At 55.5% G+C, this 12,853-nt stretch carries 13 protein-coding genes; all 13 read right to left on the bottom strand.

Annotation, left to right across the window (positions count from 1 at the left end; translation table 11 throughout):
* Window position 1: 1 nt before the first annotated feature.
* Window positions 2-1,069, bottom strand: a complete 1,068-nt coding sequence (gene ispG / locus ACFWUB_RS00065) for a flavodoxin-dependent (E)-4-hydroxy-3-methylbut-2-enyl-diphosphate synthase (RefSeq protein ID WP_416183973.1) — start codon at window positions 1,067-1,069, stop codon at window positions 2-4.
* Window positions 1,070-1,084: 15 nt separating this feature from the next.
* A complete protein-coding gene (gene rseP, locus ACFWUB_RS00060) occupies window positions 1,085-2,107 on the bottom strand; it encodes an RIP metalloprotease RseP (RefSeq protein WP_020309734.1) in 1,023 nt (340 codons plus the stop codon).
* Between the two features lie 14 nt (window positions 2,108-2,121).
* Window positions 2,122-3,267 (bottom strand): 1-deoxy-D-xylulose-5-phosphate reductoisomerase, encoded by a 1,146-nt coding sequence (locus ACFWUB_RS00055; protein ID WP_020309735.1) that lies wholly within the window; start codon window positions 3,265-3,267, stop codon window positions 2,122-2,124.
* Window positions 3,268-3,280: 13 nt separating this feature from the next.
* Window positions 3,281-4,108: a phosphatidate cytidylyltransferase gene (locus tag ACFWUB_RS00050; RefSeq protein ID WP_020309736.1), complete on the bottom strand. Its 828-nt coding sequence runs from the start codon at window positions 4,106-4,108 to the stop codon at window positions 3,281-3,283.
* Window positions 4,109-4,127: 19 nt separating this feature from the next.
* Window positions 4,128-4,895: an isoprenyl transferase gene (locus ACFWUB_RS00045; protein ID WP_020309737.1), complete on the bottom strand. Its 768-nt coding sequence runs from the start codon at window positions 4,893-4,895 to the stop codon at window positions 4,128-4,130.
* Window positions 4,888-5,142 (bottom strand): hypothetical protein, encoded by a 255-nt coding sequence (locus tag ACFWUB_RS00040; protein ID WP_020309738.1) that lies wholly within the window; start codon window positions 5,140-5,142, stop codon window positions 4,888-4,890. The genes ACFWUB_RS00045 and ACFWUB_RS00040 overlap by 8 nt, the downstream gene beginning before the upstream one ends.
* Window positions 5,139-5,699, bottom strand: a complete 561-nt coding sequence (gene frr, locus ACFWUB_RS00035) for a ribosome recycling factor (RefSeq protein ID WP_020309739.1) — start codon at window positions 5,697-5,699, stop codon at window positions 5,139-5,141. Before frr ends, ACFWUB_RS00040 begins: the two co-directional genes overlap by 4 nt.
* A 46-nt stretch (window positions 5,700-5,745) precedes the next feature.
* The gene (gene pyrH, locus ACFWUB_RS00030; RefSeq protein ID WP_020309740.1) at window positions 5,746-6,471 is read right to left on the bottom strand and encodes a UMP kinase; all 726 of its coding nucleotides are present in this window, start codon (window positions 6,469-6,471) and stop codon (window positions 5,746-5,748) included.
* Window positions 6,472-6,551: 80 nt separating this feature from the next.
* Window positions 6,552-7,199, bottom strand: a complete 648-nt coding sequence (gene tsf, locus ACFWUB_RS00025; protein ID WP_020309741.1) for a translation elongation factor Ts — start codon at window positions 7,197-7,199, stop codon at window positions 6,552-6,554.
* 109 nt (window positions 7,200-7,308) lie between these two features.
* The gene (gene rpsB, locus ACFWUB_RS00020; RefSeq protein ID WP_020309742.1) at window positions 7,309-8,052 is read right to left on the bottom strand and encodes a 30S ribosomal protein S2; all 744 of its coding nucleotides are present in this window, start codon (window positions 8,050-8,052) and stop codon (window positions 7,309-7,311) included.
* Window positions 8,053-8,277: 225 nt separating this feature from the next.
* Window positions 8,278-9,285 carry a 3D domain-containing protein gene (locus ACFWUB_RS00015; protein WP_020309743.1) on the bottom strand — a complete coding sequence of 336 codons (1,008 nt, stop codon included), beginning with the start codon at window positions 9,283-9,285 and terminating at the stop codon, window positions 8,278-8,280.
* 57 nt (window positions 9,286-9,342) lie between these two features.
* Entirely contained in the window at window positions 9,343-11,499 is a 2,157-nt protein-coding gene (ppk1, locus tag ACFWUB_RS00010; RefSeq protein WP_302511987.1) for a polyphosphate kinase 1, read from the bottom strand.
* A gap of 7 nt (window positions 11,500-11,506) precedes the next feature.
* Window positions 11,507-12,853: a hypothetical protein gene (locus ACFWUB_RS00005; protein ID WP_416183972.1), complete on the bottom strand. Its 1,347-nt coding sequence runs from the start codon at window positions 12,851-12,853 to the stop codon at window positions 11,507-11,509.

Here is a 12,853-nt window from a genome sequence, read left to right as displayed (position 1 = left end):
GTTAAGACTCCTTTGCAATGGTTTTTTCAATTTCTTCCAGCAGGCTGGACACGAGCCGGTCTTCCGGCACGGTGCGCAGGACCTGGCCATGAGAAAAGACGATGCCCTTCCCCTTACCGCCGGCAATGCCGAAATCGGCTTCCCTGGCTTCACCGGGACCGTTGACGACACAACCCATGACGGCGACCTTGATGGGCACAGTCAGATGAGAAATGGCCTCTTCCACTTCCTGGGCCAGGTCGATGAGGTGGACCTGGGTCCGGCCGCAAGTCGGACAGGAAATGAGGGTCGGCCCGAAACGGCGCAGGCCAAGGGCACTGAGGATGGTCTGGCCGGCCTTGATTTCTTCGACGGGATTGCCCGTCAGGGATACGCGGATCGTATCGCCGATGCCTTCGTGGAGCAGCGTACCGATACCGATGGCCGACTTGATGCTCCCTTCACGGACCAGGCCGGCTTCGGTTACGCCCAAGTGCAGGGCATAAGGCACCTTATCGGCCAGGGCTTCATAGGCTTCGATCATCAAGGGCACGTCGGAGGACTTGAGGGAAATGACCATGTTGCGGTAATCCATGCGTTCCAGGATGCGGATATGGCGCAGGGCCCCTTCGACCATGCCTTCTGCCGTCGGATGGCCGCCGCTCTGAGCCAGGATATCTTCCGGCAGGGAACCTGTATTGATGCCGATACGGATGGGGATTCCCTTAGGACGTACTTTTTCGACGACTTTGACGACATTGTCGTCAGATCCGATATTGCCCGGATTGATGCGCAGGGCCTGGACGCCGCTGTCGACGGCGGCCAGGGCCAGGCGGTAATCGAAGTGGATATCGGCGACAATGGGGATATCCACGGCCTGAACGACGGCGGCCAGGCCTTTGGCCGCTTCCATATCGGGAACGGCGAAGCGCAAGATTTCAGCGCCATACGATGCCAGGCGGCGGGCATCGACGACGGCTTCGGCCATATGGGCCGGGTTGACCGTCGACATGGTCTGGACCGATACGGGTGCATCGCCGCCGATGGTGACGCTGCCCGCCTGGACGGGAAGAGATTTTCTACGTTTCATGCAAGGCCTGCCTTTCTAAAAGCGGCTGATATCCTGAAACATGGCGAAGAGGAACAGGGAGCCCAAGAGGACGGCCCCTGTGACCTGGATGTAGTACAACGCCCGTTTCGGCATCCGCCGGCGCGTAATACCTTCGAGAATCAATAAAATAATATAGCCCCCATCGAGGAGCGGTACGGGCAGGAGATTCAAGATGCCCAGGTTGAGGCTGAGGAAGGCCGTGAACATGAGCAAATTGGCAAAGCCCGATGCAGCGACCTGACCGGCCAGCTGAGCGACGCCGATAGGACCGGCGACTTCGGCCTTTTCCCGGCCCGTCACCATATCATAGAGGCCGACGATCATGAGCTGGCAGAGCTTGCCTGTCCGTTGGACGGCCATGCCCGCCGATTCAAAGAAGCCATGAGCTTCTTTGGTCGTCATGGGCATGACGCCGAGCATGGCTTTCTTCGAGGCGCTGTCTACGTCAGGCACCATTTCGACGCCCTGGATCTGGCCGTCCCGTTCGATTTCCACGGTAACGACGGCGTGGCTGTATGGCGCGACGGCCTGAGAAATATCAGACCATTTGGAAATTTCCTGGTTGCCGATGCGGACGATGCGGTCGCCGGCTGCAAGGCCCGACTGTTCGGCCGGTGAGCCGGCGATGGTCGAGCCGACGACGGCTTCCGGCGAAACGGTCACCGTACCGACGACGAAGAACAGGCCCCACAAGAGGACGATGGCCAGGACGAAGTTCATGATACCGCCGGCAGCGATGACGATCATGCGCTTCCAGACAGGTTTGCTCAGGAAAGATTTATCGTTCAAGTCTTCCTCTTCCGTCATGCCGGCGATGCGGTTGAATCCGCCAAGAGGAATGGCCCGCAGGGAATATTCTGTATCTCCGCGGCGTACACTGTACACTTTGGGACCAAAGCCGAGTGCGAACTCATCGACCTGCATCCCCGCCCACTTGGCCGTCGCGAAATGGCCCAGTTCGTGGACGAAGACGATGACACTGAAGACGAAGATCGTCGCTAAAATAGTAAGACCCACGGGAAATCCCCTTTCTACAGCAAGGAAGCAGCACAGCGGCGGGCCCAAGCATCGGCCTGGCGGATAGACGCCAGGGTGACGTCATGCGAGACCGTGTGCCGTTCCATGACTGTACGGACAATATCAAAAATACGCGTAAAGGAAATCTCTTTACGCAGAAAAGCATAGACGGCGACTTCATTGGCCCCGTTGAGGACACAGGGCATGGTACCGCCGATGCGGCCGGCTTCATAGGCCAGGCCGATGGATGGGAACTTCTCGTCGTCAGGCGGGAAGAATTCCAGCGTCCCCAGCGTCTTCCAGTCGATGGGCCGGGCGCCGCGGACGGTCATCCGTTCCGGATAGGTAAAGGCGTACTGGATGGGCAGGCGCATATCGGGCATGCCCAGCTGAGCCAGGACAGAACCGTCGATGAACTCGATCATGGAATGGATGATGCTCTGCGGCTGGATGACGACTTCGATCTTGTCGAAGGGCATGTGGAAGAGCCAGTGGGCTTCGATGACTTCCAGGCCCTTATTGAACATCGTCGCCGAATCGATGGTGATCTTGCCACCCATGTTCCACGTCGGATGCTTGAGGCACTGTTCGACCGTAATCGACGAAAATTCCGACGCAGGCCGGCGGAAATGGGGTCCGCCGGAAGCCGTGACCAGCAGTTTGGCCACTTCTTCCGGGCGGCGCCCCTGGAGGCACTGGAAGATGGCCCCGTGCTCGCTGTCGACGGGCAGGATGCGGACGCCGCGGGCTGCGGCTTCCTTCATGACCAGTTCACCGGCAGCGACGAGGGTTTCCTTGTTGGCCAGGGCGATGTCCATCCCCTTCTCGATGGCGTGGAGCGTCGGTTCGATACCGGCGGCGCCGACGAGGGACGTCAGGACGATCTGGGCGTCGCATTCATCGATGAGTTTCAAGAGGCCGTCACTGCCGGAAAAGACAGTACACGCCGGACCGACGGCACGGCGCAGTTCATCAGCCGCCTTTTTGTCGACCATGCAGGCCCATTTCACCTGATGGTCCCGGACCTGGCGGGCCACTTCCTGCCAATGGGAATAAGCGGCGACGCCGGCCAGGCGGAAGGCCTCGGGATGGGCGTCGATGACGTCGACGGCCTGGGTCCCGATAGAGCCGGTACTGCCTAAAATCAAAATATCCTTCATTCCCTGCCCTCCTTTAAATGACCAGCATCAAATAGACGTACATAGCCGGCGCTGCAAAGAGCAGGCTGTCGAAGCGGTCGAGGACGCCGCCGTGGCCAGGGATGATGTTCCCCGAATCCTTGACGCCGCAGACGCGCTTCAAGATGGATTCGACCAGATCGCCTAAAGGAGCCATGATGCCGATGATGACGCCAATGGCCAGGGCGTGGAGGACGGAGAATTTAAAGATGAGCGAAAAGATGATGGCCACGGCCAGGGTACCGACGAAACCGCCGATAGCACCTTCGCGGGTCTTGCCGGGGCTGATGGCCGGGCAGAGCTTGACTTTGCCCATCATCTTGCCGACGGCAAAGGCAAAAGTATCGCTGGCCCAGGTCGAAAAGATGAGGAGAAAGACGAAGAACCGCGCCGGTTCCAACATGACGGCGCCGAAGCTGCTGCCCATGAAGGAAGCCACAGAGCCGCTGCGCAGGGCCAGCATGGCCAGAAAGCCACAGCCGATATAGAGCAGGCCGTACAAGGTATAGGCACTGTCTACGGGCTTAATCTTGTTGTGGAAAAAGACGGTCCGCAGCATGAGCCAGAAAAGGAGGCCCAAGGCCAGGACGAGCATGACCTTGGTGCTGCCGAACCAATAGGCGGCCAGCATGGCGACGAGCCATACGGCACCGCACTTGTCGGCCGTCACGGCGTGGAGCTTGTGGACCAGGTTGCCGTATTCATACCAGGCGACGAGGGATAACAGGGCCATCATGAGGAAAAACAGCCAGTTCCCTTCGTAAATCACAAAAATCGTAAAGGCACCACCGACGATGCCTGTCAGTATTCGTTTTGCCAACATATCATATACCTTCCCTGATTTATTTTAAGCCGCCAAAGCGCCGTTCCCGGCCCTGGAAGGACAAAATAGCTTCGACCAGGGTATCTTTGCTGAAATCGGGCCAGCAGAGCTGGGTGTACCAGAATTCGGCGTAGGCCATCTGCCAGAGGAGGAAATTGCTGACCCGCTTGTCCGCACCGGGGCGGATGAGCAGATCGACGTCATTTTCCGGCTCCGTATAGAGATACTGGGCCAGCGTCGCTTCGCTAATGTCTTCGGGGCGGATCTGGCCGTCCCGGACGGCTTCTGCCACTTTGCGGGCAGCCTGGGTGATTTCCAGGCGGCCGCCGTAATTGACGGCGACGTTGAGGATAAGGCCCGTATTGGCGGCCATTTCGGCTTCGGCCTGAGAAAAGGTATCCTGCAGGTCCGGATGGAGCCGCTTCATATCGCCGATGACGTGGAGCTGCACGTTGTGTTCCTTGAGTTCCAGGAGATTCTTGCTCAGGTAACTCTTCATGAGCTTCATGATGTACGACACTTCTTCATCAGGGCGCTTCCAATTTTCCGTAGAAAAGGCATAGACCGTCAGGACCTTGATGCCCAGGTCGTCGGCAGCGACGACGATGCGCTTGAGCGTATCGGCACCGGCGCGATGGCCGTAACTGCGGGGCAGGCCCTTGCGCTTGGCCCAGCGGCCATTGCCGTCCATGATGATGGCTACGTGGCGGGGAATGTTGTTCGGATCCAGCATGGCTTCGGACACGGAGCCTGCTGTTTCCTTCTTTTTGCCAAAAAAGTTAATCATGCTGTACGTCTCCATTTCGCAGGGCTGCCGCTACGGATCCGCTCATCTCCAGGCTGTCGTTGACCAAGAGGCAGACTGTGCCGTCATCCCGCCGCTGGGCGCGGATGACATAGGTCTGCTCAGGGTCGCAGTGGAAAAAGTGGCTCCGCGACAGCGTCCGCTCTATGACAAAAGGAATATTTTTTTCCTGTAATACAGATTTGGCATACCGTAACGGCATGCCAATAAAAATCCGTATATCCATCATACGGCCATGACTTCTTTTTCTTTTTTCGCTTTGATTTCGTCGATGACCTTGATTTTTTTATCCGTCAGCTTCTGGATGTTTTCCTGACCTTCTTTGCTGTCATCTTCCGTGACTTCCTTCTTCTTTTCCATCTTCTTGATGGTTTCGTTGGCGTCGCGGCGGATATTGCGGATGACGACTTTCGAGTCTTCGGCAATCTTGCTGACTTTCTTGCTCAGTTCCTTACGGCGTTCTTCCGTCAGCTGGGGGATTTCCAGGCGGATGATCTTGCCGTCGTTGTTCGGGTTCAGGCCCAAGTCGGACTTGAGGATGGCCTTTTCGATTTCACCGAGCATCTTCGGTTCCCACGGGGCGATGGTGATCATGCGCGGTTCCGGAGCGGCCACATTGGCGACCTGTTTGACCGGCGTCGGCGTACCATAGTAGTCGACGGTGATCCGGTCCAGCAGCGACGTGCTGGCGCGGCCCGTGCGGATCGACGACAATTCCCGTTTCAGGGCTTCGATGGTCTTGTCCATCTTTTCTTCGTGCTGGGCAATGATTTCTTTTACTTCCATGTCAATCACTTCCTTATTTTATTTTTATAAGTATATCATACAGCTTTTAGTCTTCTTTGTCGACTACAGTGCCTAAATCTTCTCCACTGGCGGCTTTGACGATGTTCCCCGGCTGGTCGATGTTGAAGACGACGATGGGGATGTTGTTGTTGCGGCAGAGCGTCGTAGCCGTAGCATCCATGACCTTCAGGTCTTTGTTGATGACGTCGAGATAGGTCAGATGCTTGAACATCTTGGCATCCGGATTGAGTTTGGGATCGCTGTCATAGACGCCGTCGACGCCGTTCTTGGCCATGAGGATGGCATCGGCTTCGATTTCAGCAGCCCGCAGTGCGGCTGTCGTATCCGTCGAGAAGTAAGGGTTGCCCGTACCGGCACCGAAGATGACGACGCGGCCTTTTTCCATATGGCGGATAGCCCGGCGGCGGATATACGGTTCAGCGACCTGCTGCATGTTGATAGCCGTCTGGACGCGGGTAGCGACGCCGTTCTTTTCCATAGCGTCCTGGAGGGCCAGGGAATTCATGACCGTAGCCAGCATGCCCATGTAGTCTGCCGAGACGCGGTCCATGCCTTTAGCCGAGCCGGACAGGCCGCGCCAGATGTTGCCGCCGCCGACGACGATGGCGACCTGGACGCCGAGCTTATTGACTTCGACGACCTGCTTGGCAATGGTTTCGACCGTTTCCGGGTCGATGCCGTAACCCTGTTTGCCAGCCAGTGCTTCGCCGCTCAATTTCAATACGATGCGATGATACTTTTTCGATTCCATAAAAGAAGTGCCTCCTCTGTCGGTATACAAGTCCAATTAGAAAATAAGAGAACACGGGTTGGGTGTTCTCTTATGCAATCTTATTTAGCTTGTGCCATTACTTCGGAAACAAAATCATCGTTCCGTTTTTCCAGGCCTTCACCCAATTCATAACGCGTATAACGGCGGATGTCGATTTTTTCACCGATCTTAGCGATGGCTTCCGTAACGACCTGCTGAACCGTCTTGTCAGAATCTTTGATGAATTCCTGATCGAGGAGGCAGTTTTCTTTGTAGAATTTTTCGATACGGCCGACAATCATCTTTTCGACGATCTTTTCCGGTTTGCCTTCGTTCAGGGCCTGCTGGCGGAGAACTTCTTTTTCGTGTTCCAATACGTCAGCCGGAACTTCTTCGCGTTTGAGGTATGCCGGTTTTGCAGCAGCGATCTGCATTGCAATGTCTTTGCAGAGTGCTTTGAAGTTATCTGTCTGAGCGACGAAGTCCGTTTCGCAGTTGACTTCGACGAGAACGCCGATACGGCCGTTGCCATGGATGTAAGAATAAACCAAACCTTCAGCAGCGATGCGGTCTGCTTTCTTAGCTGCTGCAGCCAAGCCGTGTTCGCGAAGCAAGTCGACGGCTTTTTCCATGTCGCCGTTGCTTTCGGTCAATGCTTTTTTGCAGTCCATCATGCCTGCACCGGTTTTTGTTCTTAATTCTTTTACCATTGCTGCTGTAATAGCCATGAGTATTCCTCCTAAAAGTAATGTGAATTATACAGTTTGAAGAAAGGTAAGAAGCAAAGGCTCCTTACCTTTCTATAATAACCATTCAGTTCTCAAAGAACGAGTAATCTTATTCTGCTGCTTTTTCTTCAGCGGCTTCAGCACCTTCAGCGGCGCCTTCTTCAGTCTGTTCGCCCTGGTTGCCTTCGAGGACAGCGTCAGCGATCTTGCCGGTCAAGAGTTTGACGGCGCGGATAGCGTCATCGTTAGCCGGGATCGGATAGTCGATGACATCGGGGTCGCAGTTGGTGTCAACCGTAGCGATGATGGGGATGTGAAGTTTGCGGGCTTCAGAAACAGCGATTTCTTCTTTTTTCGGGTCGATGATGAAGAGAGCGTCCGGGAGTTTCTTCATGTCTTTGATGCCGCCGAGGTATTTCTGAAGTTTTTCCATTTCATGTTTGAGGAGCGTAACTTCTTTCTTCGGCAAGAGTTCGAACGTGCCATCTTCGGCCTGTTTTTCCAATGTCTTCAAGCGTTTTACGCGCTTTTCGATGGTCTGGAAGTTGGTGAGCATACCGCCGAGCCAGCGTTCGTTGACGAAGTACTGGTTGCAGCGTTCTGCTTCGTTTTTAATGGATTCCTGGGCCTGTTTTTTCGTGCCTACGAAGAGGACTTTGCCGCCTTCAGCAGCCAGGTCGCGGACAAAATTGTAAGCTTCGTCCATTTTCTTAACGGTTTTCTGCAAGTCGATGATGTAGATACCGTTACGTTCGGTGAAGATGAAACGAGCCATCTTCGGGTTCCAACGGCGGGTCTGATGACCGAAATGAACGCCGGCTTCCAATAATTGTTTCATAGATACTACTGCCATAATTGTAATTCCTCCTGTTTTTTCCTCCGCCCGGTCATCGCTCATCTTCACCCTTCCCCACGGGGAACGGGCACAGTGCTGAGCTCGCCAAGCGTGTGTATTTTAGGGTTTGGTATTCAAACCTTTGGTATTATAGCATATATGACAAACAAGGGCAAGCATTTTTCAAATGCCTGCCCTTGCTTTGAGTTGTAAGTTTGCAGTTCGTAGCGGATAATGAAAAATTTAATTCAGGACATAGACCGGTACGGTGTGGCGGCCGAAGTTCATGCAGGCATCGTAGTCTTCCATGCAGAGGTCGATGCGGTTGCCGAGGATGGCTCCGCCTGTATCTTCGGCCCGGGCTACGCCATAGCCGGGAATGAAGACCGTCGAGCCCAGGGGAATGACGTTGGGGTCGACAGCGACGACGCCATAACGGGCCCGCGTCCCCATGCGGGTGATGCACTGGCCGTCGCCGTCCGTCGGCAGATAGGCCGTCGCTTCCATGGTGATGATCTTCTGGTAGTGGGATACATCACCTGTGCTGGTATTGATTTCAACGGTTTCCTTAGTGCCGACTTTGCGGACCAGAGGCTGCATTTCCGAAATGAGCTCCGTCGACAGCGTTTCCTTGTCGGCGACCTGGCCGTCGACGCTGACGATGTTCAGCTTGACCCGCTTGCGGCCGTTCTGCCCTTCCTGGATGACTTTCTCTTCGCCCTGGCCCAAGGTTTCATCAGGGATGCTTTCGATGGCATAGGGCACGACTTCATCTTCCGTGATGGTCTTGCGCGATACGTGGCCGATGACGATGTGCTGCCCCGCCTGGAGCGGTTTCTGGACGTCGCCATAAGGGCGGTACTTTTCCTTATTATAGCCGTACTGTTCGGCGACTTCCTGGGAATTGTGCTTGGCCGTGTAGACTTCCTGGGTCTGTCCGCGGTACTCCAGGGTGACCGGGATGGCCCGGCGCACCTTGACGTAGCTGCCGTCGTCGAGTTTCTGCGTCGAAACATCGATTTCATCGTAATCACCGATGTCGATATTGTTTTCCCGCATCAATGCCTTTTCATTGACAGCGTGGGTATATACCTGGCGGGTTTCGCCATCGGCGACGAGGGTCACTGATTTCCCCCTGTCGATGAACCCTGTCAGGGACACGATGACCAATAAGGCGATCATCGTCGCGTACATGCGTGTAATCGGTCGTTTATTCTTGAATCCAGTCATGCTGAATCGTTTCCAGTCCATGCCATGCCTCCTAATGCTTTTCTTTTCATTGTAGCAAAGACCGGCAGGCTTGTCAATTTACTTGTCTTCTTCAGCAGGACGCGGGCGCAGGACAACGTTGCGGAACTGGCGGGCTGCCTTCTTCCGTTCCGATGTCAGCCGTTCAGCTTCGCGCTGGCATGTATCCTGGGCGTTGACAGACTTGCCCTTGCGTTCGTCTGCCAGGTAGCGGTACGAGCCGTCGCTGTTCATGGCATAGGCCTTGACGTTGTCGTCGAAGTATACTTTCAGGATGCGCTTGATCCGTTCTTTATGCGGCGGGAATTCGACAGGTGTCATCAATTCGACGCGTTCGTTGAGGTTGCGCGGCATCCAGTCTGCCGAAGAAATGAAGACGTCTTCCTTGCCGCCGTTGTAGAAGTAGAACAGGCGGCTGTGTTCCAGGAAGCGGCCGACGATGCTGTGGACTTCGATGTTTTCGCTGATGCCAGGCAGGCCAGGGCGGATGACGCAGATGCCGCGGACGATGAGGCGGATCTTGACGCCGGCTGCCGACGCTTCATAGAGCTTGGCGATGACGTACTTATCGAGGAGCGAATTCATCTTGGCCACGATGACGGCTTTCTTGCCGGCCTTGGCCTGAGCGATTTCCTGATCGATTTCCTGATAAATCGTTTCCCGCAGGTTGAGCGGCGCAACGGCCAGCTTATTCCACTGAGGAGGATCGGAGTAGCCCGACAAGAGGTTGAAGAAAGCCGATGCGTCGACGCCGATGAGGGTATTGGCCGTCAGGATGCCGACGTCCGTATAGATGCGGGCCGTCTTGCCGTTGTAGTTGCCCGTCGCCAAGTGGACATAGCGGCGGATGCCGTCTTCTTCGCGGCGGACGACGAGGGTGATCTTAGAATGGGTCTTGAGGCCCATGATGCCGTAAATGACATGGCAGCCGGCTTTTTCCAGCTTGCGGGCCATGTGGATATTATTTTCTTCATCGAAACGGGCCTTGACTTCCATGAGGACCGTGACCTGTTTGCCGTTTTCGGCGGCCTGGGCCAGGGCGACGATGATGGGCGACTTGCTGCTGACGCGGTAGAGCGTCTGTTTGATGGCCAGGACATGGGGGTCCGTCGCAGCCAGCTGGATGAAGTGTTCTACCGTTTCAAAGGTTTCATAGGGATGATGGACTATGATGTCCCGTTCGGCAATGGCCGACCAGAAATCAGGCGCGTCGATGGCGGCCAGTTCCGACGACGGCTGCGGCGTCACCGGCGGATAGCGCAGGTCATCGTAGCCGTCGATGCCGACGAAGGAGAAGAAGACCTTGCAGTCCAGGGGACCCGGAATCGAATAGATGTCCCGTTCTTCGAGCTGCAGTTCATCGCGCAGGAAGTCGCGGATCATGCGCGACGACGAAGCAGCCAGTTCCAGGCGGACAGCCGCCCCTTTGCGGCGTTTCTTCAGGCTCTTTTCGACTTCCATCAGGAGGTCTTCGGCATCGTCGTCGATATCCAGGTCGGCGTCTCGGGTGACGCGGAACGGTTCGACTTCCAGGATGTCGCAGCCCAGGAAGAAGCGTTCCGCATAAGCGGCGATGACGTCTTCCAGGAAGAGGAACTGATGACCTTCATGCTGCTTGCCAGCCGGCGAAACACTGTCCGGGACCTTGATGATGCGGTCGATGACTGACATCGGGACCGGCAGGATAGCCGTCTTGACCGAGCGGTCCCCCTGTTTGCGGCGCAAGAGGACGGCCAGGTTCAGGTTCAGGCTGGACAGGAATGGGAAGGGATGGCTGGAATCGACGGCCATGGGCGTGACGACCGGGTAGATTTCCCGTTCAAAGAAGCTTTCCAGCCACAGCCGCTGGTCATCGTCAAGGGCATCGACGCCGATGAAGTGCAGGCCGTGAGCTTGCAGCTTCTGCTGGATATCTCCATAGTAGCGGTACTGGTCGCCGACCAGCTTATGGACCATGGACTGGATGGCTTCAAACTGTTCCTGCGGCGTCATGCCGGCGATGTCGATGTGCTTGACGCCGCTTTCGACGAGGTGCTTGACACCGGCGACGCGGATCATGAAGAATTCATCCAGGTTCGACGCTGCGATGGCGATGAAATTCAGCTGTTCCAGCAGCGGGTTGGACGGGACGATGGCTTCGCGCAGGACCCGTTCATTGAATTTGACCCATGTACATTCACGATTTAAAAAATATTGAGCATCCGTAAAATCTGCCATGATTATCTTATCCTTTCACTAATTTCGTCGAAATGCCAAAGACTTCGGCAAAGTCGACGGCCATTTTCAGGTATGTCCAGCGTTCCAGAGAAATATCGGCATCGGCCGTATAATGGACGACGAGCTCGTCTTCCCTGAGTTCCGCCCGGATGGCGCTGATTTTCCCTAAATGGCTCTTGTCCAGGGAATCGGCCAGGCGGAAAATCGCCGTCAGCTTAGCCGTAATGACCTTCTGCCGTGGCGTCAGGGAATGGTAGACTGGCGACGCTTCCTGCAAGGTACCGTCAAAGGCATAGTAGAGGACGGCGGCCAGGATTTCCTTTTCATCGTCGGCCAGGCCGAAGAGGTCCGTTTCCCTGATGAGGTTATACGTGCAGAGGTTGTGTTTGCGGATATTGATGAATTTCCCCGTTTCGTGGAAAATCGCGGCCAGGCGGAGCAGATAATTATAGCTGTAATCGAGGCCGATGAACTGGTACAGCGCCTGGAAGAGGACGTTGCAGTATTCTTCGATGCGGGCGGAATGGATGGAATCGGACAAGTACTTCTTGGCCAGGCGGCGCATCATGTCCAGGAGCAGGCCCTGGACATGGGCCATATAATCGTTATGGGTCTTTTCGGCCACATAATACATGGTATAGCCTTCAGTAAAGGTCGTCGGCATGACGACCAGCATGTCGATATCGACGATGCGCAGCAGTTCATAATACAAGAGAATCGTCGGCATGATGACATTGGCCAGGTTCTGGGACAGGCCGAAGCGCTTCATGAGCTTGAACGGCGTGACGCCGTGGAAGGAATAGACGAACTGGCGCAGTTCATCCGGCGTGATCAGGAAGAGGCCGTTTTCACTGGTCTTGCCCATGAGGCGTGCCACCAAGTTGGCTCCGCGGCCAGACAGGACGATATACTTGATATCATACTGCTGGACGCCTTTCCAGAGCGGATAAAGGGTGCCGTAGATATATTCGCGCACAGCCGTCGGGAACGTCAGCTCGTCACGCTGTTTTTCCGTAAAATTTTCCAGGATGCGCAGGGAGCCGATGTGGATATTCTGCTGGAATAAGAGGCGGTCCGATTTCCAGCAGGTCAGGCCGACGCCGCCAGACGTGATGTCCAGGAGCATGACGGCTTTATCGGCAAAATTGAATTTGCCTTTCAATACATTATAATAAAGACCAAAGAACTTATAATAGATTTCCTTGGTCATGTGGATGACTTCGACGTCGAAGCCCGTACGGATATGGATCTGGTCAAGGACACTGATCAAGTTGTCGGCTTCGCTGATGACTGTCGTCGACAGGACGCGGACATCTTTGACATCATAGTCGCAAAGGAGCTGGCGGAATCCCAG

The sequence above is a fragment of the Megasphaera sp. genome, from assembly GCF_047831605.1.
GTDB classification, from domain to species: domain Bacteria; phylum Bacillota; class Negativicutes; order Veillonellales; family Megasphaeraceae; genus Megasphaera; species Megasphaera intestinihominis.
Note: the sequence above shows the minus strand (reverse complement) of the source record. Positions and strands in the feature narration are given on the sequence as shown.